This window comes from Hyphomicrobium sp. 01T421, assembly GCF_056398805.1.
Genome location: NZ_JBFTQC010000001.1, coordinates 2,814,686 through 2,839,666, shown reverse-complemented (window position 1 = coordinate 2,839,666; position 24,981 = coordinate 2,814,686). Strand labels below are relative to the sequence as shown.

The following is a 24,981-nucleotide window of genomic DNA, read 5'->3' as shown; positions in this document are numbered from 1 at the left end:
GGTCCGCTCGGCCGCCCCGGGGGCAGCGATGCCCACCGGCATGCGCGCACGATTGAAGTGTGTGCCAACAACAATGCCGTGAACTCGTGACCAAGCTGCAATAGCCTCGTACGGAGCAGATTCGATTCGGGCCTGTCATCAAAGGGGGAGCGGCTGTGCGGTTCAAACTGACGCTAGCGATCATCGCGAGTTTTGTGGCGGCCCCGGCCGACGCGGCCGATAGGCAGCTGCCGGGACAAGCCGCGCCGGCCCGTGGTGTCTACGTCGGCGCTTTCGGCGGCGGAGGCTTCAGCACCGCCACTGACGTCACCCAACTCGGCACGGCCTTTTTTCCCGAGATCGCCGGAGGTCAATTAGCCGTCAATGCTAGGGGGCGGACCGGCAGCGGCGGTGTCGGGTTTGTCGGCGGGCAGATCGGTTATGAATTTGCGCACGGCTCGTTGGTGCTGCCCGCCTTCGAGATCGAAGGTCTCTATCTCGCCAACGGGACCCGGCGCGCGACGCTGCAAAATCCTACTGACCGGCTTCCAGAGCATACGTTCGACGACTCTTTCCCGATGAGCAGCTCCGTTATTCTGGCAAATCTGGTTTTGAGCTTTCCGACGTCCTATCCGGGCGTGACGCCCTATATCGGCGGCGGCATCGGCGGCGCCCGCGTCTCCATCGATGGCGCGAATTCCCTCCAGACCGCCCCGGCGGAAGCTGGCATCAACCACTTCAACTCCGGCCCCGATTCATCTGCCTGGACCTTCGCGGCACAAGCCAAGGCCGGTGTTCGCGTCGCCCTTAGCAGCAACGCCTACGTGTTCGGCGAGTATCGCTACCTGTACGTCGGCTCCACCGATCAGACCTTCGGGCCGACCGTCTATGACACCCATGTTCAGACCACCGCCTGGACGGATCGCTTCGGCGATACGTCGTACCATCTGGGAACGGCGGGCCTCGGGTTCAATTTCTAGTTTGACGTCGTGGACGTGCCGCCCGGACACTGCGTCTCGGCTGCACGGTACGCACGTTGCACCATGCCGCTCCAACGGCCGCTCTTCCGCGCCTGCGTGATCATCGAACGGCTGAGCAACGACCCCCGTCATACTCGACCGAGCGCGGCACACAGCGCTGGCGGCCGGCTCGCGGAACGGGAGTCGCTAGCGCAAAACGGAGCCGCGTGGATCCAGCGTAAGACTGGACAAAATTGAATTGCGCACCGCGCGGACCGCCAGCTCCCGGACCGGAAGTCGACAACGCAAAGATGTACTGCTTAAGCTTTCATTCGGCAGCTTCAGCTGCATTACCTAAATCGGTGTTAGCGGCGTAGCCCAAAACTACATCTATCAACTCAGGCTTCTTACGCCTCCCGATATCTTTGCAAGGAATGTGATGTTGACGGATAAGTACACGAAGTGCATCGGCGTTCAATTTTCCTAGCTTTTTTCGCGTTCCGTCTTGCCCCTCTTCCCGATAGACAACAAGAGGATCGATCGGAATAGAAACAAGGCGGTATTCGATAGCCTCAACCAGTCTTTTGGCCAGCGCAGGCTTCTCACCTACTATCTCAATGAGTTCTTGCAGGAACGCCTGCGCCACCTCGACTGCCTTTTCGGACATTTGTAGTCTCCCTTTTGCCCTTCGGCGTAGGCCTGACTTCGTTACCTAGAGATAGGCCTAGGCGATTGAGCACAGTCAGCGAAATTTCCTTAAGCTCCTTCTCAGCAGCTCCGTACTTTTCCTTAATCGTCTCACCGTCTTCAGAGCTAAATAGCTCATGATCAGCCAGCGACTTTTGCTTTTTCAGCTTTAACGGCGATTTGAAATACAAGCGAACGCGGTCAAGAAAGCTTCTATTGGCAGCTTCATACATAGTTGCAACGATCAGAGCGGGTGGCACGGCAGCCCCAGTGGTGTGGAGATGTTTTTCAATTTGCCGCTGTGTGCTCCCGTAAAGCAGTTCGGACGTACTAAGAGCTGCCATCGGAACTAACAGAAGATCGGCCACACCAAGCGCACCTTGGACAAGGGTCGAGAGTCCAGGCGGTGAATCAATGACCAGGACATCATAGTTGGAAGACCGAGCAAGATTTTCGAATGCGCTGCCGAGCTTTGCAAAAACATACTTGTCTCCGTCTGTCATGCAACGACCGGCAAAGTGGCGGTCGGCATCGAGCGTATCATGCGAGCCCATCAATACGTCGACCTGACCATGCCCGTGTATGGTGCCACATCGTTCTGTGATATATCCGGACCCTTCTGGCAGGCTATTTCTCACCATGGCATCAGAAAGATACTTGCTCAAATTCCGACCGCTGCTAGGTTTGCTGCAAGCATCAACCTCCGCCAGCGCACACAGTCGATGTGAGGCACTGCGCTGAGGATCGGCGTCGGCAAGCAATACCTTCAACTTTCCGTACTGCGCCAAACTTTCAGCGAGCGTTACCGCTAGCGTCGTCTTTCCAATTCCTCCCCGCATATTGAAGACGACAATCGTTTTCATGATAGATTCAACTCCAACTCACAAATGCGCGATTTCAAAGCATCAAGATCGGGTTTCTTTAGCCTTTTTTCCAAATAGTCTTCGACATCCACGGGGTGCGGGGATTTTCGCGTCGGAGCGAGCAGGATGTCATAAGACGCAGCGAGCAACGGATCGGAAAACACTATCAAACCGATACCATGAGCCCGACAGTTCGTTTCAACGTCCTTTTTCTTTTCAGGTGGGATGAAATTCCCAGACGGCTGATGCCAAGCCAAATAAGCGTAATGGGTCCAACGCGTGTGAGCCACCGCCTCGAATACGCTGTCAACATTGCTATCGCCAGCGCGCTTCAATTCGAACGAGAAAAGCTCGAGTTCAATGCGTTTCTGAATTGAAAGTTTTTGGATCGCAACAAGGGTAAGATCCGGCTGAGTCCACTTCCCGGATCGGGGGCCGCCGCGCGCAGTATTGGCAACGATTTTTGCGCTGCCACGGAATGGCGTGGTTGCATTGTGCACAAATGGCCCATCAAGAAATCGGGCGAGACCATCCTCGAGCTCTTGTTCGTAGCGAAATTCTAACTCTGCAGAATCCTGCATACTCCGCTACGCCCCACTACACAGGATGAGATTACACCAAACTCCCACGCAACTTCACGTGTACCCTTCAAACGGTCAGTATGCCAGAGGGGGTCAGCGTATATTTGGCAATTGCTCGATCAATCGAAGTCGCGGCGATATCCTATTTGCACCGCTCTCCATTCGTTAGAGAGCAAAAACATCATCCATTATTCCCCCCTCACCCCATCCCCCACCACGTCCCCCCACTCCACACACCAACCGCATCCCCAGCCGCGTCACCCGCCTCCGCCAACTCCACCAACTCCGCATAAACCGCACGCGTACAGAGCGCCTCCAACCTCCCGCGCACGAGCACATACGGCTTCAGCCCACCATCCGGCTCCGTGCGCACGAAACGCAGCGGATGCTCGGCATCCACCGTCACCACATCATCGACGTTCGTTCGAAGCGTAATCGTCCGCGCACGGCCTTCGCCCTCCGCCGCCATCTCGACGGCGAGGAACGGCGCATCCTCCACCTCGACGTCGACCTTCTCGGCGGGCGTCACGAGATAGGTCCGGCCGTCGTCGTCCTTCCGGAGGATCGAGGCGAAGAGCTCGACGAGCGCGATGCGTCCGATCGGGCTGCCCTGGTACATCCAGGTGCCGTCGCGGCGGATCTTCATGCCGATGTCGCCGCAGTACGGCGGGTTCCACTTTTCCACAGGTCTGATGCTCTTCTCGCCGCCCGGCCCCCCGCCTTGAGTTGCGCCCTCTGAAGCGGCCCGCAGCAGCGCTTCGAGGCCCGCCGACGGCTGCGACTGATGTGCATCAGACTCGACGTTCAGACGGCTAACTTCCGATTTTTCATTCGCCATTTACGTTCCGCGCAATCGCGGGCCTCAAAGAGTGCAACATCCTAACGTAACGTTCACTTGACCCTATGAGGGCCGGGCAGGATCGTCTAGGTTCACGCCACCGCCGGGAACGCCCTTCCTCGGCCGTTGTTTCCCAAGGCGTTTTTGCCACCAAGAATGACAAGAAGCTGCCGCGCGAGGCCTCCCTTATGAGCACTGTCGTCGAAACTCACACCGATATCGTGCCGCGGCTCGAAGCCGCTGCCGAACGCGTGCAACGCGCGCACAAGGCGGCCGCATCCGTCATTTTCGGACAGGATCAGGTGATCGAGCGCACGCTCATCACGATCCTCTCGGGCGGACACGCGCTGCTCATCGGTGTTCCGGGCCTCGCGAAAACGCTGCTCGTCGAAACGCTCGGCAAGGTGCTGGGCCTCGACGCCAAGCGCATTCAGTTTACGCCCGACCTGATGCCGTCGGACATTATCGGCTCCGAAGTGCTGGAGGACGAGCCCGGCCGTGGCCGCTCGTTCCGCTTCATCAAAGGCCCAATCTTCACGCAGCTGCTGATGGCCGACGAAATCAACCGCGCGTCTCCGAAGACGCAGTCGGCGCTGCTGCAGGCGATGCAGGAGCATCACGTCACCGTCGCCGGCCAGCGCCACGATACGCCCGCGCCGTTCCACGTGCTCGCGACCCAGAACCCGCTCGAGCAGGAAGGCACGTATCCGCTTCCCGAAGCGCAGCTCGACCGGTTCCTGCTGCAGGTCGACGTCAGCTATCCCGATCTCGCCGCCGAGCGCCGCATGCTATACGCGACGACCGGCACCGAAACGCCGAAGCTCGAAGCCGTCCTCTCCGCGCAGGAATTGATGGCGACGCAGCGTCTCGTCCGCCAGATCCCCGTGCCCGATAAAGTCGTCGAAGCGATCCTGAAGCTCGTGCGCTCCGCCCGTCCTGGCACCGGCGCGAACAGCGACACCGACCGCTTTGTCGCCTGGGGTCCGGGACCCCGCGCCAGCCAGGCGCTGATGCTTGCAGTGCGCGCGAAAGCGCTCATCGATGGCCGCCTCGCACCGTCCGTCGATGACGTCATCGCGCTCGCCGAGCCGATCCTGAAGCACCGCATGGCGCTGACGTTCGCCGCCCGCGCCGAAGGTGAAGACCTCAGCCATATCATCGCCCGTCTCGCAGCGGCCGTGGAGTAGTGCACGAATGGCGGGCCCACTAGGGCGGACAAGCGGCGGAAGCGAAGGCCCGACAGCGGAAAGCCGGCGCGTTCTGGGGCTTGAGCGCGAAGCCATATCGCTCGTCGATCGCATGCCCGAGTTGCTGATGGAAGCGGCGCGCATCGCCTCGACGGTCGCGCAAGGCATCCACGGGCGCAGACGGGCAGGTCCCGGCGAGACGTTCTGGCAGTTCAGGCAATATCAGCCGGGCGAGAATGCCAACCTCGTCGATTGGCGGCGCTCCGCGAGTTCCGATCATCTATACGTCCGCGAACGCGAATGGGAAGCGGCGCACACGCTCTATCTCTGGCCCGACATCTCGCCGTCGATGGATTTCAAAAGCCATCTGTCGAACGTGACGAAGCGAGACCGCGCGCTCGTGCTTGCGCTCGCCTCGGCCGAACTTCTGGTGCGCGGCGGCGAACGCGTCGCCCTTCTCGCACAGACGCTGCCGACCGCGAACCGCAATGCCGTGACGCGCATCGCCGAGACGATCATCGTCAACGCCAAATCGGATCTGACGCAGAAAAGCCTGCCGCCGAACGCGGGTCTCAATCGCTTTTCCGGCCTCATCCTCTTCAGCGATTTTCTGGCCCCCGTGCACGCGCTCCGCGAGCGCCTCGAAGGCTACGCTGGCCACGGCGTCGGCGGCCATCTCGTGCAGATCATCGATCCCGCGGAAGAAACGCTGCCCTATCATGGCCGCACGGAATTCACGTCGCCTTCGGGCAACCAACGCTGGGTCGCCGATCGCGTCGAAGCGTTGCGTCCCAAGTATCAGGAGCGGTTCGCGGCGCACCGCGCCGAGCTTGCTGAAATGACGAAGCGGTTCGGCTGGTCGCTCCTCACGCATCACACCGACCGTCCGGCTTCCGAACCTCTGCTGTCGCTGCTGATGCGGCTCAACGGCTCGGCGACGGGCTATCGCTGGATGTCGTCGAGCTCGGATGCCGTCTCGACCCAAACCAAGGAGCGCGCCCGATGAGCCTCGGCCCGCTCGCATTCCTCAATCCATGGCTGCTTGCGGCCCTCGTCACGCTGCCCGTTATCTACTGGCTTCTGCGCGCCGTGCCCCCGCGCCCGACGCAAGTCGAATTTCCGCCGACGCGCATTCTCGTCGGCCTCGAGAACAATGAGAAGACCGCGGAGAAAACGCCGTGGTGGCTGACGCTCATTCGCCTCATCGCCGCAACGCTCGTCATCCTCGCGCTTGCCGAACCCATTCTCAATCCGTCGAAGGGTTCGAACCTCGGCGGCACCGGCCCCGTCGTCGCGTTCGTCGATAACGGCTGGGCGGCAGCGTCCCGCTGGCCGGAACGCGCGAACATGCTCGAACGCATCATCGGCGAAGCCGAAAGCGGCGGACGCCCCGTCGTCATCGTGCCGACAGCCGCGACGAGCAAACTCCACAACGCCAAGATCGAACCGCCGGGCGAAGCCCGCAGCACGGCAGCCGCACTCGCGCCCGAACCCTTCGATCCCGATCGCGAATCCGCATTCGCCGCCTTGCAATCGGCGCTGTCGGAAGCGGGGGTCAAGAACCCCAGCATCGTCTGGCTGCACGACGGCATCGACCACAAATCCGAGGTCGGCGACGTTGCGAAGAAGCTCCAAAACCTGTCGGGCAACGGCACCTTCGCCGTGCTCGACGAAACGAACGGCCGCGAGGCCTTAGGGCTCGTCGCGAACCTCGCCGAGAAGGGCAAGCTCGAAGCCGTCGTCCTGTCGCCGGGAGGCCCCGCGCGCGAAGGCACCGTCAACGCTTTTTCTGCGCGCGGCGAACGTCTCGGCGAAGCGCCGTTCAAGCTCGCATCCGGAGCGACGGCCACGAAGGCGACGTTCGAACTGCCGCTCGAATTGCGCAATCAGGTCGCCCGCATCGAAATCGCGAGTGAACGCTCGGCGGGCGCCGTGAGCCTGATCGATGCCATGACGCAATGGCACCGCGTCGGTCTTCTGTCGGGTGAAAGCCGCGAAGAGGCGCAGCCGCTGTTGGCGCCGCTCTACTATGTCCAAAAGGCATTGAAGCCTTACGCCGACGTCGTCGTCACGAAGGATTCAAACCTCGTCCAGGGTCTCGATTCCGTTCTGAAGCAGAACGTCTCTGTCCTCGTGCTCGCCGACATCGGCACGCTCGCGGGCGAAGCCGCAGAAAAGGTCGCCGACTTTGTCGATCGCGGCGGCCTGCTCGTTCGCTTTGCCGGACCGAGACTTGAAAAGGCCGGCGACGATCTCCTCCCCGTCGCGCTGCGCTCGGGAGGCCGATCGCTCGGCGGCGCCTTGTCGTGGTCGTCGCCGCAACCGCTTGCGCCGTTCGATGAGAGCAGCCCCTTCTCCGGTCTCGCAATTCCAAAGGACGTGACGATCAACCGTCAGGTTCTCGCCGATCCAGCCGAACTCACGCCCGACGTCGAGATCTGGGCGCGGCTCAAGGACGGAACACCGCTCGTCACGTCGGCGAAACGCGGCAAGGGCCGATTGGTGCTCTTCCACGTAACCGCGAATTCCGACTGGTCCAATCTTCCGATCTCCGGCTTGTTCGTCGAAATGCTTCGCCGCCTTTCCACCATGGGCGTGGTTGGCGCGTCGGCTTCCGGACAAGGCGGCGGCACGAAGGTCGAGAACAGCGATGCGACGGCGAAGCCGAGCAACGACGCCGGCTCCCTCGCGCCGCTGAAAACGCTCAATGGCCTCGGCACGCTCGTATCCCCGCCGCCGACCGCGGAGCCGCTGAAATCGTCGGAACTGCAATCGGCGAAACCGAGCTTCGAGCATCCGCCGGGCTACTATGGCCAGTCGGCGAGTCCGCGCGCACTCAATGTGCTTAACGCGAAAAGTGCGCTCATACCCTTCCCGTCGCTACCGGCAGGCGTCACGCGGTTGAGCTATGACAACGCGGCAAGCACGGCGCTGAAACCTGCATTGCTCTCGGCCGCACTCATGCTTCTCTTCCTCGACATCCTCGCCGTGATGCTGCTGCAGGCCGGCGGCATGCGCGGGCTGTTCTCACGCCGTCCGCGACGCCCGAGGGCAGCCGGTGCCGGTGCTGCTGCGCTTGCGTTCGCCGTACTTGCATTCGCAGGCGCGGGCGATGGCAAAGCCCAGGACATTCAACCGAATTTCCAGGACATACCGCAGCTCGACAATTTCGCACCGATGCAGCCGCAGCAGTCGGGGCCGGAGGTCGTGCGCCGCGCGCCGACACCCGCCGACAAAGCCGCGATCGATGCAACGAGCAAGGTCACGCTCGCGTACGTGACGAGCGGCGACCGCGAAACCGACGAAACGAGCCGCGCCGGCTTGCAGGGGCTCGGCCGCGTTCTTCAGACCCGAACCGCCGTTGAACCCGGCGAGCCCGCGGCCGTCGACATCACCAAGGATGAGATCGCCTTCTATCCGATCCTCTATTGGCCTGTGCTGGAATCTGCTGAAGCCCTTCCTGACGCGACGATCGCCAAGATCGACGCCTACATGAAGGAAGGCGGCCTGATCATATTCGATACGCGGGACTACGGTCAGGGCGGCGCGAATACATTGCCGCTTGCGGGGCGCGGAGGCACAGCCTTGCAGCGGCTCTTGAGCAAGCTCGACGTGCCGCGCCTCGAGCCCGTTCCCGAAAACCACGTCGTGACGAAGTCGTTCTACCTGTTGCGCACGTTCCCGGGACGTTGGGATGGCGGCCAGCTCTGGGTTGAAGCCATTTCGAACAACGATAGCGATACACATAAGGCGCGCGTCTCGGACGGCGTCACCTCCATCATGATCACATCGAACGATCTTGCAGCCGCCTGGGCGCTCGACGATCGCGGCCGCCCGATGTACCCGGTCGTGCCCGGCGGCGAGATGCAGCGCGAAATGGCGTTCCGGGGCGGCATCAACATCGTCATGCACGCGCTGACAGGCAACTACAAAGCCGATCAGGTTCACGTACCCGCTCTCCTCGAGAGACTGGGTCAATAGAGGCATAACTTTTGAACTGGTCGATCACATTCGCCCCGCTCCTTCCGACGCCGGTCCTCATCGGCCTGACGGTGCTGGCTGTCGCGCTGATCGTGGCGCTGCTGTTCCGCCGTTCGCGCGGAGCCTTCATTCGCGCAGCCGCGCTCGCGGCGCTGATTGGCGCGCTGTTCAATCCGATCCTCAAGGAAGAGCAGCGCGAAAGCCTCGCCAACGTCGCGATTGTGGTTCTCGACGAAAGCCCGAGCCAGAAGCTCGCCGACCGCAGCAAGCAAATGGAAGCGATCCGCTCCGACCTCGAGACGAAGTTCGCGAAAATTCCGAACCTCAATATCAAGTGGGTCACGGGCGGCGTTCCCTCCGAGACGGCCCCGCCTGGAACGAACCTCTTCACTGACCTCAACGCCGCGCTGAATGACACCGCGCCCGACCGCATCGCTGGCGTCGTTTTCGTAACCGACGGCCAAGTGCACGACGTTCCGAAGTCCGCCGCGGCGCTCGGCTTCGACGCGCCGGTTCACACCCTGTTGACGGGCAAGCGCGACGAGTTCGACCGGCGGATCGAAGTCATCGAAGCGCCACGCTACGGCCTTGTCGGACAGTCGCGCGAAATCCAGGTCGCCGTGCGCGAGACGGGACACGCGCCGTCCGCCAATTCAGGCGTAGCAACCTTGAAGGTCCGTCGCGAAGGCCAGCCCGACGAGACGGTGCGCACCGAAATCAATCGCAACGTCAAAATCGACATGCCCATCCCGCACACCGGGACGAACATCGTCGAGATCGAGCTTCAACCCGTCGAAGGCGAGCTGACGACCGCCAACAACCGCGCCGTCGTTGCGGCCGAAGGCGTGCGCGAAAATCTCCGCGTTCTGCTCGTATCGGGCGAACCCCATCCCGGCGAGCGCACGTGGCGCAACCTTCTGAAATCCGACGCGGCCGTCGATCTCGTGCATTTCACGATTTTGCGTCCGCCGGAAAAGCAGGATGGGACGCCGATCAATCAGCTCTCGCTGATCGCCTTCCCAACGCGTGAGCTCTTCTCGGAAAAGATCAACGAGTTCGACCTGATCATTTTCGACCGCTACGAGCACCGCGGCATTCTGCAGTTACTCTATTACGACAATATCGCCCGCTACGTGAACGATCACGGCGGCGCGCTTCTCATTGCAGCCGGCGACGATTACGCGAGCCCCTACAGCATTTACAAAACGCCGCTCGCGCCGGTGCTGCCAGCTCCGCCGACCGGCCGTGTCCTCGAAATGCCGTTCAAGGCGAAGGTGACGCCGGACGGACAGAAACATCCGGTCACCAAGGACCTGCCTGGCTGGAACGCGGCGCAAGTGGCTGATGCCGCGCCGGAGCCGACATGGGGAAAATGGTACCGCCAAGCCGAGGTGACGCCCCAGCGCGGCCGCGTCGTCATGAGCGGCGCCGAGGACAAGCCTCTCCTCATCCTCGATCGGAAGGGCAAAGGCCGTGTTGCGCTTTTGACGTCCGATCACGCGTGGCTGTGGGCCCGCGGTTACGACGGTGGCGGACCGCACACCGACCTTCTCCGCCGTCTCTCGCATTGGCTGATGAAGGAGCCCGACCTCGAGGAGGAGCGGCTCATCGCGTCGGCCAAAGGCCTGAAGCTGACGATCGAGCGGCGCTCGATGGAAGACAAGGTCGGCCCCGTCAAGATCCTCGGCCCCGGCGGCGATACCTCGAACGTCACGCTCGACGCCGTGCCGGTCGAAGCGGGCGTGTGGCGCTCGGCCATCGATGTGAAGCTTCCCGGACTCTATAAAATTGAAACCGATGGTCCCGATGGCGAACTGACGGCGGTCGCCAACGCCGGCGTCGAAGACCCGCGCGAAATGAGCGAAGTGACCGCGACCGATCAGAAAATGAAGCCGATCGCCGATGCGACGGGCGGCGGCGTTTTCTGGACAAAGCCGACGAGTGTGCTCGCGTCTGCAACCGATATCGATGTGCCGCGTATCTCAATGATGTCGGCCGCCAAGGTGATGGCAGGGTCCGGCTGGCTTGGCCTCAAGGATCGCCAAGCCTATCTGACCCGCGGCGTCAAGCTGACGCCGATGTTTACGGGCCTCGCAGCGCTTTCGGCTCTGCTCGCCCTGATCGCGTTGGCTTGGTGGCGTGAGGGAAGATAGCAACAAGCACTAACAATGGGGCACGACACAATGGGTCACGCTCTCAACAATCGGCCGGTCGGCGTTATCGGCAATGACGAATTCGGCGGGGCAATCGCCGAGCGCATCGCCGGTTGCCGCCTCCGAGTCATGTACGCTGCGCTGGCTGGCTCCCCACCGGTCGCCTACGGCGAGATGCTCGAGCCGGCGAGCGAGTCGACCATCGCCATGCGATGCCCGATCGTGCTTGCAGCCATCGAAGACACCGAGACCTTCCGCCGGCTCCTCGTAGGCGACGGAGAGAAGGCCCTTGCGGGCGGACTGCAGCCGGGCTCCGTACTTGTCGATCTTGGCGCCCGCACGCCGCGCGAATTCCAAACGCTGTTCGAAGTCCTGGAGCCGCGAAACGTCGCGTTGGTCGATGCAGCATTGATCAGCGCCCCCGAGGCGACGCTGCACGGCCACGCGAAAATTCTTCTTGGCGGCGACCTCGCTTCGGTCGAAATCGCGGAAAGCATTCTGGCGCTCCTCGGCAACGTCGAACGCACCGGCCCGCTCGGCAGTGCGCACGCTGCGGCCGCGCTGATGGGCTACATCGAAGCCGCACAATCCGTTGCGCGCGAGGAGGCCCTCGCTCTCGGTGCGGCCTGCGGACTGACGCCGGAGACGCTGAAACGCGTCCTGTCCGACGAATCGGTTCCGCGTGACCTGAACGTCGTGCAGCTCGCCCGCCGCGCCGCCCTCGCCCGCAGAATAGCCCGCGACCGGCGCGGCAGCGCCGATATCATCAACCTCGCTGCCGAAAAGCACGCACGAAACCGCGAAAATCGTTGATGACCTGCAACACGGGAACCGAATCAATCGAGCGGGGAACGCGACTCACGTAGACATCGGGAGCGGTTGCTCACCCTGAGGCTCCCATGTCCCTTCTCTTCCGAATTGTCTACGCCACGCACGCCAATGGCACCCATCATAAGCTGGCGCTCGACGGGCTCGAAGCCATGGCGCGCGACGACAGCGAAGATTGGACGCGTCTCTTCCTGAAGCATGTGGACCGCTACCTCGAGGGTTCGAAAGCCCCCGACGTGACGTTCAAGGATTTCAAGAACCACGTCCTGCACGTCTCCGAGAACTATTGGGGCGGCGCGCTCGAGAAAACCAACGAATGGTACGGCCGCACCGTCTTTGAACTCAAAGCCGGTAATTGGCCCGAAGCCGTCTACGCCGCGGGCGTGCTGAGCCACTACTTCACTGATCCCGTCATGCCGTTTCATACCGGCCAGACCGAAGCCGAAAACGCCATTCATCGCGCCGCCGAATGGAGCATCAATCGCTCTTACAATACGCTCCGCGCGCTCGGCGAAAAACGCTACCCGAACCCGGACGTTCGCGTTCCCGCCGGTCCGCGCTGGCTCTCCGAATTCGTGTGCAATAGCGCCGAGTTCTCGCATCGCTATTATGAAAAGCTCATCGCCCACTACGACATCCACAAGGGCGCGACGCGGCCGGAGGAAGGCCTCGACGACATCGGCAAAAACATCGTCGCCGAACTTTTGATCTACGCGTCGGCAAGTTTCGGCAAGGTTCTCGATCGCGCCATCACCGAAGCGAACGTGCTGGTGCCCGAAGTGACGCTGACGTCGGAAACATTCCTCGCGATGTCCGAAATCCCGCAGAAGTTCATCGAGAAGCGGCTGTCGAACGCCGAAGACAGAAAGCTCGTTGCCGCCATCTATGACGAACTGCGCGCGACCGGCACTGTCCGGCATTCGCTCTCGGAAGACGACAAGACCATTCGCGAGCTTCATTACAACGAGGTTCTGGCGCCCAAACTCGCGGAGCGGAACGAAGAGCGCGCGGCCCGCATCGAAGGCCGCGACGACACTCCGCTGGAACTCGCCGTCGCCAAATCGGCCGTATCGCTCGCGCAAATCTCCGAGCAACCGCCCGCGCTGCCTGAAGCGCCGCCGCCAAGACCGCGCGCCGAGACCATGACATCTCATTACCAGCCGGCGCCTGCGCCCCGGCAATGGGAAGAGCGCACGATCCAAGCGAAAACATATCTTATGCCGGACGACGATCTCGAGGCCGCGCCGTCCATCGGACCGAAGACCGCCGATCGTATCGCGGCAATCGGCGTCTACAGCGTCGGCGATTTCCTCGCACAGGATCCGGATGCGCTCGCGGAGCTTCTGAATGATCCGCATCTCGACGCCGAAACGCTTCTCGAGTGGCAGGATCAGGCAAGGCTCGTGATGGCCGTGCCCGGCCTCAGAGGCACGCACGCGCAATTGCTCGTCGGCGCGGGCTATCGGACGGCGCAGGCTGTCGCCGATGCCGATCCCGTTGCGCTTTCCGCCGATGTATTGAGGTTCGTTACGACGTCCGCCGGCAAGCGCGTGTTGCGCGAAGGCCGCCCGCCCGACATCGAGAAGATCAAGGGCTGGGTCACTGTCGCCAAACAAGCCATCGCCGCCTAGCTTCGCCTATTCAAGGCGCGCCTGTTTTTTTTCGTCATCCCGGCGAAGCCCGGGATCCATCCAGGCAGATGGCAACCGTAGCCCAAACGCACGTGAGCGCGCTGTCTTGGCTCCGGCAACTTGGGCGGATCCTCGCCTTCGCGGGGATGACGGCGGTAATTGTCCCCCCAGGCTTGCAAACGTCGGCCAATGGAGTCACTGTTTCCCCGTTTTCCGAGGGGCGCCGGTGATCCGGCTGAGATCGCGTAGTGGAAGCGCGAGCACCCTTCGAACCTGATCCGGGTTATGCCGGCGAAGGGACGGAGCACGCAGTGGCACAACGCCACGAATCCGCACCTTTCCGGGCAACGCATTTGTCCGCACGCGTTTTTCGCGTGCCATCGCCCAGCCACGTCCTCACAGAGGCGTGGCCGAGAGGAGCAAAACTGCCATGAATAAACTCACGCGCGCCGCCGACATTCAAACGCCGAAAGTCACCGTCGGACCGCACCGGGCTTCAACGAAAGTCTATTCGTCACCTCAGGGTCACGACGATATTCGCGTGCCCTTCCGCGAAATTGCGCTGACCGACCCGGCAGAGCCGACGTTCCGCGTCTATGACCCCTCGGGGCCCTACACCGATCCATCCGAGACAATCGACGTCACGAAAGGCCTGCCCCGCATTCGCGACGCGTGGAACGCCGGACGCGCCGGCCTCGAGACTTACGACGGCCGGACCGTGAAGCCCGAGGATAACGGCAATGTGTCAGGCACCCACGCAGCGCGCGTTTTCCCGACGGTTCATCGCCCGATGCGTGCGTCGGCCTCCGAACCCCTCACCCAATTCGAACGCGCCCGCGACGGCATCATCACCAAGGAGATGATCTACGTCGCACATCGCGAAAACCTCGGTCGCGAGGCCGTTCTCGCGCGCGCCAAAGACGCGTTGGCAGATGGCCAAAGCTTCGGCGCCGAACTTCCCGAACACATCACGCCCGAATTCGTCCGCAGCGAAATCGCCCGCGGCCGCGCCATCATTCCATCGAACATCAATCACGGCGAACTCGAGCCGATGATCATCGGCCGCAACTTCCTCGTGAAGATCAACGCCAACATCGGCAACTCGGCCGTCACGTCGTCCGTCGAGGAGGAAGTCGAGAAAATGGCGTGGGCGATCCGCTGGGGCGCGGACACCGTGATGGACCTCTCGACGGGCCGCAACATTCATACGACGCGCGAATGGATCATTCGCAACAGCCCAGTGCCGATCGGCACCGTGCCGATCTATCAGGCGCTCGAAAAATGCGGCGGCGATCCCGTGCAGCTGACGTGGGAGCTTTATCGCGACACGCTGATCGAGCAGTGCGAGCAAGGCGTCGATTACTTCACGATCCACGCGGGCGTGCGCCTGCCGTTCGTTCCCCTCACCGCCAACCGCGTGACGGGCATCGTCTCGCGCGGCGGCTCGATCATGGCCAAGTGGTGCCTCTCGCATCACAAGGAGAGCTTCCTCTACGAGCGCTTCGACGAGATCTGCGATCTGATGCGCAAGTACGACGTGTCGTTCTCGCTGGGCGACGGGTTGCGTCCGGGCTCCATCGCCGACGCCAACGATCGCGCGCAATTCGCGGAACTCGAAACGCTCGGCGAACTGACGAAGATTGCCTGGGACAAAGGCTGCCAGGTGATGATCGAAGGCCCCGGCCACGTGCCGATGCACAAGATCAAGGTCAACATGGAGAAGCAGCTGAAATCCTGCGGCGAAGCCCCGTTCTATACGTTAGGACCGCTGACGACCGACATCGCGCCAGGCTACGATCACATCACGTCAGGCATCGGCGCGGCGATGATCGGCTGGTTCGGCACATCGATGCTTTGCTACGTCACGCCGAAGGAGCACTTGGGCTTGCCGAACCGCGACGACGTCAAGACGGGCGTCATCACCTACAAGATCGCGGCRCACGCGGCCGACCTCGCCAAGGGGCATCCGGCAGCGCAACTCCGCGACGACGCGCTCTCGCGCGCCCGCTTCGACTTCCGCTGGGAAGACCAGTTCAACCTGTCGCTCGATCCCGATACCGCAGTCGCCTTCCACGACGAGACGCTGCCGAAGGACGCTCACAAGGTCGCCCACTTCTGCTCGATGTGCGGACCGAAGTTCTGCTCGATGAAGATCACGCAGGACGTCCGCGATTACGCGGCGACACTGAACGACAAAGAAGCCGGCATGGCGGAGATGAGCGAGAAGTTCAAGGCGATGGGGAACGAGGTTTATCTCGATGCGGACGAAGTGCGAAAGCAGACAACAGCTCGCGTGCCGCCTATTGGGGATTGAGCACCATCGGTGCTCAACGCACGAACGAGCTGATGCCGCTTCGGATGCTTAGGCCGCGACCGAGGTCACGCGCTCCACGGTTGCCGCAAAATGCCCGCACCAGTCGGCCTTATCGACAACGGGCCAAGCTGCACGCGTATGGGCGGACGCTGTTTGGGGAAGGGGCGGATTGAACCGGCACAATCCGGTATCCTTTTCCTTATGCTTTGCGGCAGCACCCATATGGGTGTCATAGAATTGGCAGTTCGCGCAGGCACAAGTGGTCATCGGACAACTCCTAGCAAAACATGCCCCAAACGGCGTTATAAGCATTGGCGAGGCACATTGAAATAGTGCAGCACACCACAACGGGACGCGGGGCTCGCTGCCGCCCCCGCGCGCCATGCACGCTCCTTCGCGTCGCCGACAATGCATAAAAAAAGCCGGACAAATGCCCAGCTTTTTAATCCGTCTACCGCGTCTTGCGACGGTTATTTGCCGAGCGCGTATGAAACGCCGAAGCGAACGGCGTGGGACGTCAGAGACATTGTGTCCTTGTATGGCTCCGCCCAGATCGAGACATCTTCCGTCTGCGATCCGAAGTCCGTGTAGCGATACTCGGTACGCACCGACCACCTGTCGTCGAGGGCGTACTGGAGGCCCGCGCCAACGGTCCAGCCGACGCGGACCTCACTCCTGTAGCCCGTGGTTCCAGCCCCGCAAAAATCGCAGAATTGTTCGAACGAGAATTCACCCAAGGCCAGACCGGCCGTAGCGTAGACGAGGGAACGATCGAAGGCATACCCGAGCCGTCCGCGCACCGACCCTTGGAATCCGTAATCCGTGCCAAAGCCCCACGAGAGGAGCCCAACTCTCCAATCCTTGTCGCGCCCATCGTTGTATTCAATGTCGCCTTCTATACCGAAGACGACCCGGCCCCGTTGAAAGTTGTAGCCAGCGTGACCACCGCCGACGAATGCGCCCAGGTGATCGCTGCCGGAAGCACCATCAGGAAATTCGTCGTCCGAATTTCGGTCGACGACGCTCTGCTTCGTGTTCGAGTACCCGGCCTGCAAGCCGACGTACAAACCGGACCAATCGTAAAGCGGCGAGATGGCCGGCGTAGCGCGAGGCATTCCGAGATCTGCCCCAACTGCGGGCGCCCCCATCGCGACGAGCGCCACGGCCGACAAGACAGACAATCTCATAGCGGACCTTCCAATTAGACGTTGATCAGTCCGATTGCTGAAGTGATTCGCCAAAGTCCTCAATCGGAGACTAAGTCGCCAGCCCAAACCTTGCAGGGGCCTTGCAGCAAAGGCGCGCCCAAACCATCGGCGTTCTGGAAAGCAAAAAAGGCCGGACATTCATCCGGCCTTCCAAATCTGCTTATCGCATCTCGCGGGCTGGTTATTTCCCGAGCGCGTATGAAACGCCGAAGCGAACCGCGTGAGACGTCAGATCGAATTTTTCTTTAAGGGGCCAAATGCCGTCGGTGGCATAGTTCCAGTACTCGGAGACATCTGTCGTCTGCGATCCAAAGTCCGTGTAGCGATACTCAGCGCGGATCGACCATCTGTCATTCAGCGCATGTTGCAATCCAGCGCCGGCGGTCCAGCCGACACGGGTCTGGTTCATCGAATCCGAGGTGCCCGAATTCCAGCACCAATCGCAGAAGTCTTGGAATGAAAACTCGCCGACGGCCAAACCTGCTGTGGCGTAGACGAGCGAACGGTCAAAGGCATAACCGAGCCGCACCCGCGCCGACCCTTGCCACCCTGTTTGTGCCTTGTAACCCCAGACGCCGTCGGACGGATTAGCCCAGGTATTGCGGCCATCGTTGAACTCGACATCGCCCTCGATGCCATAAACGAGGGCACCGCGTCGAATGTTGTACCCGGCGTGGCCACCGCCGACGAACGCGGGCTGGCTGTCGCTTCCGTGATATTCCCATCCCTGCAGTAAACTATACCCGATTTGATTGGATTCCTGGTGGGCCTGCGAATACCCGGCCTGCAAGCCGACGTAGGCGCCTGACCAGTCGTACAGCTGCGATATGGGTGGCGTCGCGCCGAATTTTCCGAGATCCGCCGCAAACAAAGGCGTGCCCAGCGCAACGAGCGCCGCAGCTGATAAGAACGACAGCTTCATTTCGAGCCTTCCAGTGAACGATGGTCAGTTCAACTGCTATGATTCGCGCACAATCCTCAACGTGAGACCAAGCACCGAAGGGTTGGTTTTTCAGCCTCTAGGCGCATGCGGCCGGTTCTGCCGAACGGCAATGTGCGAAACAAAAAAAGCCGGGCAAATGCCCGGCCTTTCCAAATCCGTCTATCGCGTCTTGCGACAGGCTATTTGCCGAACGCGTATGAAACACCGAAGCGAACAGCATGGGACGTAAGGTCGATGGTATCTTTGTAGGACTGCTCATAGCCGGCCGCAGTGGTCCAGTACTCGGAGACATCTTCCGTCGGCGATCCCAAGTCCGTGTAGCGATATTCGGCGCGCACCGACAATCTGTCGTTGAGCGCGTATTGCCAACCCGCGCCAGCCGTCCAGCCGACACGAACTTGGCTCATGGAACCAGATACACTTTGGGGCGAGCACCAATTGCAGTAATCTTGGAAGGAGAATTCGCCAACGGCCAAACCTGCCGTGGCGTAGACTAGCGAACGGTCGAAAGCGTAGCCGAGCCGTACTCGCGCAGAGCCCTGCAGGCCCATTTTCGCGTGATAGCCCCAGTACTCTCTCGGGGATTCCACGGAGTTGTCGACGCCATTGTACTCGAGATCGCCTTCGATACCGTAGACAAACCTTCCCCGCTGGAAGTTGTAGCCGGCATGGCCGCCACCGACGAACGCGGACACGCTGTCGTGGAGTAAGTAATTCTCGCCTTCCTGCTCCGCGTATCCGCGATTGGCGTAGTCCTGATGATCTTTGGAAAACCCAGCCTGCAAGCCGACGTAGGCGCCTGACCAGTCTAAGGCGGCGAAATGGGTGGCGTCGCGCCGAATTTTCCGAGATCGGCCGCGAGTGCGGGCGTCCCCAGCGCAATAAGCGCCGCGGCCGAAATAAGCGACAATTTCATACGAGCCTTCCTGTGAACGAGATTCAATTTAATGAACATGATTCGCCGGGAAGTCTCCACCTGAGATTAAGCCCAGCCCCCGACGCGGACGCGCCCGGCTGGGCTTGCGCTCGGAGGCCATCCGTTCGCCGACGCTCATCCCGAAAATCAATGGCCCGATCTCCTCTTTTGCTCCATCAAAGAAAAACGGTGAACGCGGAGAAATCGGGGGTGAGGAAATGGGCTTTAAGACATACCAACTCGGCGAACTGTTCGGGATCGTGCTGCTGCTCGGGGCGACGGCAACGCAAATGTTTTATCTCGACCCGTTGAAGCGCGAGATCGAATGGCGGCTTGCAGCCTTCAGCATTCAGCAATCGGCGCAAGTGCAGATCAAGGCGGTTCACGACAATCACATCGTTCTTCTCCAGACGTTGAACGCCCCCGCCGACAGGATCAAGGAAGCCGAAGCGGAACGCGAGAAAAGCCTCGACCGATTCAAGACGGCGGACGCCAATATCTCTGATTACATGTTCGAGAAGGAAGGCGTTGAAGACATTCTCCAGCTCGCCGTTCTGAGCCTCTTCGGACTCGGAACGCTGCTCGCGGGCTTTGGCCGGGCTATGGAAATGCGCAGGCACAGTGGTTGACCGCACGCCGCGCAGAAATACGCAGCAACCTCAGCCAACGGTATACCGCCGCCCGCTCCAAGCTTCAGCTCAATGGATTTCCCATGCTCGTCTTTCGAACCTTCCTGGCGGTCGACATCGCCGCGCTTTTTCTCGCGCTCTACTTCTTCCTCGCAGGCGTCGCCGACGGCTCCGTATCGTCCTTCAACATCCTGCTTTGGCTGAGCGTGCTCGGCGGCATCAGCGCAATCATCGCCGTGGGCCACGGCCTCAAGAGCAAGGACCGCCGTGGGCTAGCGAATGCGGTGCTGGCCGTTCTCGCCCTTCCGTCAATCGCCGCCGCACTATTCGTCATCACGCTGCTTATCTCTCAGCCCCGATGGAACTAGAGAACGCCGCAACGCTGGAAGGATCGTCGCACACCCCTTTTCAAAGCCGGCAAACAGTGCCAGCTTATCTTCATCTTTCAACAACCGAGAGGAGGTGATCCGATGTCGAGTGGGATCTTGAGGCGGACGATGTCGTGGTCGCTCAGGCTTGCATCCGGAACTCTCCTGGAGCGCATCTGAGACCTAAGCGGTAGACATTGCACTCCGCTCAGAACGATGATCTCACGGGGCCGCTCTTTCGGGAGCGGCCCTTTCTTTTTGCCGAAAGCGCGCCGTGTTAGGCCTATCCACAGCAATATGCGCCGCATGCTGATAAATCATTGAGTTGTATCCAGGACGCCACACCTGCCTGGATTCAGAGCAAGATGATTCGTTTTATCTGGAAGAAGCGCCCGGCCTCACATAGCTTTGCGTCAAGTGGGCAGCCGATCGGGGGATCGACTGGGGGATGGGTCTAGTCCCACGTGATGCCGGAAAACGCTACACGTCGATCATCAGCGTCGGCCGTAGCGAACGCCCAAGGATAAGCCACTGCGCTGTCTTGCGCTTAGGCCACAACACTTGGTTTGCGGCGGGCCCGGGGGGGCCTAACAGGGCGTCCAAAAAGAAATGGGTGGCATCGCCGCCCATTTCTTTTTTGTATCTGGCCCCGGGTTTGTATTGGACCCTCGGCGCTTACTGGCCGAACCAATATTCCCAGGCTTCCTTCACGCGCTGTGAAATCGATTTCTTCGGCTGCTGCGGCCCCGTCTCGACCGGCATCATGGGTGCAGCGGGAGCGGCATTTGCCGTCGCGGTCTCCTGCGGCCCTGTCCCTGAAACGGTTTTAACCGGAGATGACGTCTCTGACGCCAAGTTCACGGCCGCCGTGTGCGTTGGTGAAGCGGCTGCGGTGTTGGCCGCCGGAAGGCTGCCCGTCGCCGTGACGACCGGGCCATTCGGAGACGGCGGCGACGACGGTTCGGCGATCGACTTCATCGGCGCGACCGCCGACTGCTTGCCCGGAGCCGGATTGGACGCTGGTTCCGTCGAAGGCGTTGTCGGAAATGCCGGAAGCGGCGGCGCCGCCTGAGCCGCTGGCGTCGCGGTCCCAGCAGCCGGAGCAGCAGAACCCGTGGTCGTCGAAGCCTCAGGAGTGGGCGGAGCCGGCAGCCCTTCGGGCTCTCCACCGTTCGCAGCAGCCTCCGGCGCAGGCGCCGGACCATCGATCGTCTTGACGATGCTCGACACCGGCCGCTCGGAGCCGACCTGCGGCAAGCCCTTGGCTTCCTTTTCGATGGCTTGATCGTATTCCGCGACCGTCGTCAGCGGAAACTTCGCAGTCATGTGGACGATTTTGTATCCCTTCGCCTTGAGCTGGGCGAGGATCAACGGCACGGCCTTCGCGGTCGTCTTGTGAATGTCGTGCATCAAGAGGATGCCCTTGCCCCTCTTGTCGAGCTTCTGCATCAGCGACTTCACGAGATGATCGGCCGTCTGCGGCTTGAAATCGAAGCTATCGATGTCCGTCGAGAACATCGCGATGTTGCGTTTGCCGAGATAGGCGACTGCCTCTGGCGTATCGGCGAGAGTTGGAAAGCGGAAGAACGGCGCGACCGGACCGCCGACCGCGCGACGAACCGCGCTGGCGCCGCGCTCGATCTCGTCCTTGCCTTCATCGAACGTCTTGAGCTTGGCGATCGACTTGTGGCTCCACGTGTGCGTGCCGACCGTATGTCCGGCCTTTGCGACCTCGCGGATGATCTCAGGGTATCCGAGCGCCATCTTTCCGATCGAGAAGAAAGTCGCCTTCACGCATTCGTCGGCCAGTGCCTTCAGCACGGCTTCCGTCGTGTATTTCTGCGGGCCGTCATCGAAGGTCAGGATGACTTCCTTGTCCTGCAGGAAGTCATAGGCCTTGTAGTTGTCCATGCCGAAGCCAGGACCGCCGGTCGTATCGATTTCGACGGTGCGGGATACCCCGAGCGTGCCCGCGCGAGGACAGGCTGCTTCATCCGCTGCATAGGCGGCGGGTACGGCGAAAAGTGCCGTCAGACCACATAAGAGCGCCACCCGACAAACGAACATGTTGTCCTCCCTTATTTTATTAACGGAACCTAGCAGACTCCAATGGCGGCAGCAGCCCGTCACAGAAAAATTGAGACGAGCACGTCGCTTTCTGGCTTCACTACCCAGGCTCACTTTCAGCACAAGTCTGCCATGAGTCGGACCTTTGCCGCACCCGAGTTGCGTTCGAAACGAATGACCCTTAATTTCAATGACCTACAAACAGAAATGAAGTGAGTATCTGATGACGGCATTTTTCCGCCCCGCGCTAACCATTGCCGCGATGCTCGGCTCGGTCGCGCTGACCGTATCCGCAGCTGACGCGATGACGGTCGCGAAGCCTGCAAGCGCAGCATCCACCAGCCACGTTAGAGTGGATTACCGCCGCAACGACCACCGCTATCGGCATCATCATCGCCACTACCGCCATCGCGGTCGTCATGTCGTGCATGCGCCGTTCACGCGCGTAGAAAGCGGCCGCCGAACTGTCGTCGATGCACCCTTCGTGCACGTCTACAAGGACCGTCACGGCAAGCACATCGTTGCGCCGTTCGTGGACTTGTACAGATAGCGCTCGCGGTCGATCGAGAATGTTTTGCGCGGGCCGTCCGCGAGGCGGCCCGCTCGCTTTTTGGGCAAAGGGTGACGTTAATGATCTTCCGCGAAAAAGGTTTTTCGCAGCGCGGCGAAACTAGGCTGGCACATATGCCAACTTGGCCATAATGTACGCCAAGTACAGTGATTAGGCTGCGGTAGCGGGACGGGCGACAGCAGTTCTTTTTTGGGGGTAGTCAGATGTTCAACCGCGTAGCGACGCCGGATATTCGTGGCCCTGAGCCAGTCAAGACACTCACACCGCAACAGCAGCCGATACCACAGATGAAAACTCCGGCTCCGCCGCTTTTCGGCTCTCCGCTTCAGCAATCGGGCTCAATGATCGACGCACCGACGTCGGTCCTCGGGCAGGACATCACGATTGCCGGTCAGCAGCTCGTCATCAAAACCAAAGGCTCGCTTCTCATTGCCGGACATATCCAGGGCGATGTGCACGGCGAAGCCGTGACGGTCGGCGAGACAGGAAGTGTTGTAGGCACCATCACAGCGCGCACCATTACGGTGCAGGGCGAAGTGAGCGGCGCCCTGAAAGGCACCTCGGTCAACCTCAACGCGACATCGCGAGTCGATGGCGACATCATCAAGCAGACGCTCTCGATTGACGAAGGCGCGCAATTCGACGGCAGCGTCCGCCGTGCCAAAGACGTTGGCGAGGTCACGCCTGACCTGAGCTAAGACGACCTGAGCTGAGACGACCTGAGCTGAGATCTATGCCGGTGATCGTCGCGAGATGATCACCGCATCACACCGAAATCGTCAATCACACTAAAAGCGTCCGCGCACCGACGGGCTGACCTCGTCGCACGACTCCTTGATGCGGATGTCCTGGCCGATGAACCGGCAAAGGTGCTGCTTGAACAGCGGCTCATTGCGAACTCTGTCGGGCGAAGCCTTGAACCCGTAGTCGTGGGCCACCTGCGCGACGTACTGGTCCTGGCAATAAGGCGTCGCGAGCCACGATCCTTGCACCAGCTGATAACCCTTGTTGCACGCGATCTTCGCCTCTGCGGGGAGCACAAATCCCGCCGATAAGAGCGCGACGCTGGCGCCGATCCTGCCACCGATCCCGACGGTCAATCGTAGAGCCATGTAGCCCTCCTTTGAGACTGAATTGTCACACTTAGTGCGTCTCGCTGCAACAAACCTCATCCACCAAGCTTAGACCTTACGGGATTGTCCGCCGCCGAACGACGTGAAATGCCTGGGCGGCTGCACCGGAACGGATCCAACCGCCGGTCGGCCGGCAATTGAGAAATACGAGAATCCAAAAAGGTCTACGCACAATGATCACGGTGTATGACGCAGTTGGCGAGAAATTGGTACCGCGAGGAACAGTCGGAGATATCACGACGGCCGTCTGGATCGACCTCATCGACCCGAAGGAAGACGAGGACAAGTTCATCGAGAAGGCGCTCGGCATAGAGATCCCGACGCGGTCGGAGATGCGCGAGATCGAGGCCTCGAACCGTTTCTACACCGAAAACGGCGCCTACTACATGACGAGCATAATCCTGCACAACAGCGAGCAGGGTGTGCCGATGACGTCCGTCGTCACCTTCATCCTTTTCCGCAACAACCTCGTGACCGTGCGCTATGCCGAGCCGCGAGCATTTCCGATTTACATCGCGAGAGCCGCCAAGGGCGATGTCGACTGCGTAACGGGCCCAGGCGTGATGATCGGCCTATTGGAAATGCTGATCGAACGGGAAGCCGATCTCATCGAGCGCGTCCAGGACGAGGTCGAACGCATGGCGCCTCTCGTGTTCGGACAAACCACCGCCAGCCGCAGGCCCCAGAACCGCCGCCTGGACGTCCTCCTCAAATCAGTCGGCAAGGAAGGCGACATAACCTCCAGAGCGCAGGAAAGCGCCATGTCTCTGCATCGGCTCTCGCTCTACTTTGCGAACGCCGCGCGCGAGCGCAAAGACGACACCCGCGTGCTGGCGCGGATCGAAGCGGCCAATCACGATATCCTGTCGCTCATGGAAAGCATGCGCTTTCTGTCCGCCCGTACGAGCTTTCTGCTCGACGCGACCCTCGGCATGATTTCGACCGAGCAGAACCAGATCATCAAGCTGTTCTCGGTCATGGCGGTCATGCTGATGCCGCCGACGCTGGTCGCATCGATCTACGGAATGAACTTCCGCCACATGCCCGAGCTCGAATTGGACTACGGCTATCCACTCGCACTCGTCTTGATGTTCGTCGCCGCCCTCGTCCCCTACCTCTATTTCAAAAGAAAGGGATGGCTCTGA

General features: G+C 61.1%; 23 protein-coding genes and 1 riboswitch. Of the genes, 13 read left to right on the top strand and 10 right to left on the bottom strand.

The window, feature by feature from the left end; all coding sequences use genetic code 11:
- The first annotated feature begins 155 nt into the window (after positions 1-155).
- Positions 156-959: an outer membrane protein gene (locus tag AC1DK3_RS13175; protein WP_477192636.1), complete on the top strand. Its 804-nt coding sequence runs from the start codon at positions 156-158 to the stop codon at positions 957-959.
- 307 nt (positions 960-1,266) lie between these two features.
- Here AC1DK3_RS13175 and AC1DK3_RS13170 read toward each other — a convergent pair whose 3' ends face one another.
- The 4 genes from AC1DK3_RS13170 to AC1DK3_RS13155 all read right to left on the bottom strand — a co-directional run bounded on the left by AC1DK3_RS13170 (position 1,267) and on the right by AC1DK3_RS13155 (position 3,907).
- Positions 1,267-1,605: a hypothetical protein gene (locus AC1DK3_RS13170; protein ID WP_477192635.1), complete on the bottom strand. Its 339-nt coding sequence runs from the start codon at positions 1,603-1,605 to the stop codon at positions 1,267-1,269.
- The gene (locus AC1DK3_RS13165; protein ID WP_477192634.1) at positions 1,553-2,488 is read right to left on the bottom strand and encodes a ParA family protein; all 936 of its coding nucleotides are present in this window, start codon (positions 2,486-2,488) and stop codon (positions 1,553-1,555) included. The genes AC1DK3_RS13170 and AC1DK3_RS13165 overlap by 53 nt, the downstream gene beginning before the upstream one ends.
- The gene (locus AC1DK3_RS13160) at positions 2,485-3,069 is read right to left on the bottom strand and encodes a hypothetical protein (RefSeq protein WP_477192633.1); all 585 of its coding nucleotides are present in this window, start codon (positions 3,067-3,069) and stop codon (positions 2,485-2,487) included. Before AC1DK3_RS13160 ends, AC1DK3_RS13165 begins: the two co-directional genes overlap by 4 nt.
- 199 nt (positions 3,070-3,268) lie before the next feature.
- Entirely contained in the window at positions 3,269-3,907 is a 639-nt protein-coding gene (locus AC1DK3_RS13155) for a DUF1285 domain-containing protein (protein ID WP_477192632.1), read from the bottom strand.
- A gap of 188 nt (positions 3,908-4,095) precedes the next feature.
- Between AC1DK3_RS13155 and AC1DK3_RS13150 the strand changes: the two genes are divergently transcribed.
- The 7 genes from AC1DK3_RS13150 to thiC all read left to right on the top strand — a co-directional run bounded on the left by AC1DK3_RS13150 (position 4,096) and on the right by thiC (position 16,001).
- Complete coding sequence (locus AC1DK3_RS13150; protein ID WP_477192631.1) at positions 4,096-5,094, top strand: AAA family ATPase; 999 nt, start codon at positions 4,096-4,098, stop codon at positions 5,092-5,094.
- Positions 5,095-5,101: 7 nt separating this feature from the next.
- Positions 5,102-6,100, top strand: a complete 999-nt coding sequence (locus AC1DK3_RS13145) for a DUF58 domain-containing protein (RefSeq protein WP_477192630.1) — start codon at positions 5,102-5,104, stop codon at positions 6,098-6,100.
- Positions 6,097-9,075 carry a DUF4159 domain-containing protein gene (locus tag AC1DK3_RS13140; protein WP_477192629.1) on the top strand — a complete coding sequence of 993 codons (2,979 nt, stop codon included), beginning with the start codon at positions 6,097-6,099 and terminating at the stop codon, positions 9,073-9,075. The genes AC1DK3_RS13145 and AC1DK3_RS13140 overlap by 4 nt, the downstream gene beginning before the upstream one ends.
- Before the next feature lie 11 nt (positions 9,076-9,086).
- Entirely contained in the window at positions 9,087-11,228 is a 2,142-nt protein-coding gene (locus AC1DK3_RS13135; protein WP_477192628.1) for a hypothetical protein, read from the top strand.
- A gap of 15 nt (positions 11,229-11,243) precedes the next feature.
- Complete coding sequence (locus AC1DK3_RS13130) at positions 11,244-12,041, top strand: NAD(P)-binding domain-containing protein (RefSeq protein ID WP_477192627.1); 798 nt, start codon at positions 11,244-11,246, stop codon at positions 12,039-12,041.
- An 86-nt stretch (positions 12,042-12,127) separates the two neighbouring features.
- Positions 12,128-13,687 (top strand): DUF4332 domain-containing protein, encoded by a 1,560-nt coding sequence (locus AC1DK3_RS13125; protein WP_477192626.1) that lies wholly within the window; start codon positions 12,128-12,130, stop codon positions 13,685-13,687.
- A gap of 206 nt (positions 13,688-13,893) precedes the next feature.
- Positions 13,894-14,004, top strand: a riboswitch (TPP riboswitch).
- Between the two features lie 113 nt (positions 14,005-14,117).
- Positions 14,118-16,001: a phosphomethylpyrimidine synthase ThiC gene (gene thiC / locus AC1DK3_RS13120; RefSeq protein ID WP_477192625.1), complete on the top strand. Its 1,884-nt coding sequence runs from the start codon at positions 14,118-14,120 to the stop codon at positions 15,999-16,001.
- A 48-nt stretch (positions 16,002-16,049) separates the two neighbouring features.
- Here the strand turns inward: thiC and AC1DK3_RS13115 are convergent, their stop codons facing one another.
- The 4 genes from AC1DK3_RS13115 to AC1DK3_RS13100 all read right to left on the bottom strand — a co-directional run bounded on the left by AC1DK3_RS13115 (position 16,050) and on the right by AC1DK3_RS13100 (position 18,937).
- Positions 16,050-16,268: a hypothetical protein gene (locus AC1DK3_RS13115; protein WP_477192624.1), complete on the bottom strand. Its 219-nt coding sequence runs from the start codon at positions 16,266-16,268 to the stop codon at positions 16,050-16,052.
- A gap of 203 nt (positions 16,269-16,471) precedes the next feature.
- Positions 16,472-17,188, bottom strand: a complete 717-nt coding sequence (locus tag AC1DK3_RS13110) for an outer membrane protein (protein WP_477192623.1) — start codon at positions 17,186-17,188, stop codon at positions 16,472-16,474.
- Positions 17,189-17,390: 202 nt separating this feature from the next.
- Positions 17,391-18,131 carry an outer membrane protein gene (locus AC1DK3_RS13105; protein ID WP_477192622.1) on the bottom strand — a complete coding sequence of 247 codons (741 nt, stop codon included), beginning with the start codon at positions 18,129-18,131 and terminating at the stop codon, positions 17,391-17,393.
- Positions 18,132-18,331: 200 nt separating this feature from the next.
- The gene (locus tag AC1DK3_RS13100) at positions 18,332-18,937 is read right to left on the bottom strand and encodes an outer membrane protein (protein WP_477192621.1); all 606 of its coding nucleotides are present in this window, start codon (positions 18,935-18,937) and stop codon (positions 18,332-18,334) included.
- Positions 18,938-19,286: 349 nt separating this feature from the next.
- Between AC1DK3_RS13100 and AC1DK3_RS13095 the strand changes: the two genes are divergently transcribed.
- Together AC1DK3_RS13095 and AC1DK3_RS13090 are read left to right on the top strand one after the other, a co-directional pair.
- Entirely contained in the window at positions 19,287-19,697 is a 411-nt protein-coding gene (locus AC1DK3_RS13095; protein ID WP_477192620.1) for a hypothetical protein, read from the top strand.
- Positions 19,694-20,065 (top strand): hypothetical protein, encoded by a 372-nt coding sequence (locus tag AC1DK3_RS13090; protein WP_477192619.1) that lies wholly within the window; start codon positions 19,694-19,696, stop codon positions 20,063-20,065. Before AC1DK3_RS13095 ends, AC1DK3_RS13090 begins: the two co-directional genes overlap by 4 nt.
- A 675-nt stretch (positions 20,066-20,740) precedes the next feature.
- Here AC1DK3_RS13090 and AC1DK3_RS13085 read toward each other — a convergent pair.
- Positions 20,741-22,132: a polysaccharide deacetylase family protein gene (locus tag AC1DK3_RS13085; RefSeq protein ID WP_477192618.1), complete on the bottom strand. Its 1,392-nt coding sequence runs from the start codon at positions 22,130-22,132 to the stop codon at positions 20,741-20,743.
- Between the two features lie 223 nt (positions 22,133-22,355).
- Here AC1DK3_RS13085 and AC1DK3_RS13080 point away from each other — a divergent pair, with 223 nt between their 5' ends.
- On the top strand, positions 22,356-22,682 hold the full coding sequence (locus AC1DK3_RS13080) for a hypothetical protein (protein WP_477192617.1): 327 nt from the start codon (positions 22,356-22,358) through the stop codon (positions 22,680-22,682).
- Between the two features lie 224 nt (positions 22,683-22,906).
- On the top strand, positions 22,907-23,401 hold the full coding sequence (locus AC1DK3_RS13075; RefSeq protein WP_477192616.1) for a bactofilin family protein: 495 nt from the start codon (positions 22,907-22,909) through the stop codon (positions 23,399-23,401).
- A 90-nt stretch (positions 23,402-23,491) separates the two neighbouring features.
- Here the strand turns inward: AC1DK3_RS13075 and AC1DK3_RS13070 are convergent, their stop codons facing one another.
- On the bottom strand, positions 23,492-23,815 hold the full coding sequence (locus tag AC1DK3_RS13070; protein ID WP_477192615.1) for a hypothetical protein: 324 nt from the start codon (positions 23,813-23,815) through the stop codon (positions 23,492-23,494).
- A gap of 194 nt (positions 23,816-24,009) precedes the next feature.
- Between AC1DK3_RS13070 and AC1DK3_RS13065 the strand changes: the two genes are divergently transcribed.
- Positions 24,010-24,981, top strand: a complete 972-nt coding sequence (locus AC1DK3_RS13065) for a magnesium transporter CorA family protein (protein ID WP_477192614.1) — start codon at positions 24,010-24,012, stop codon at positions 24,979-24,981.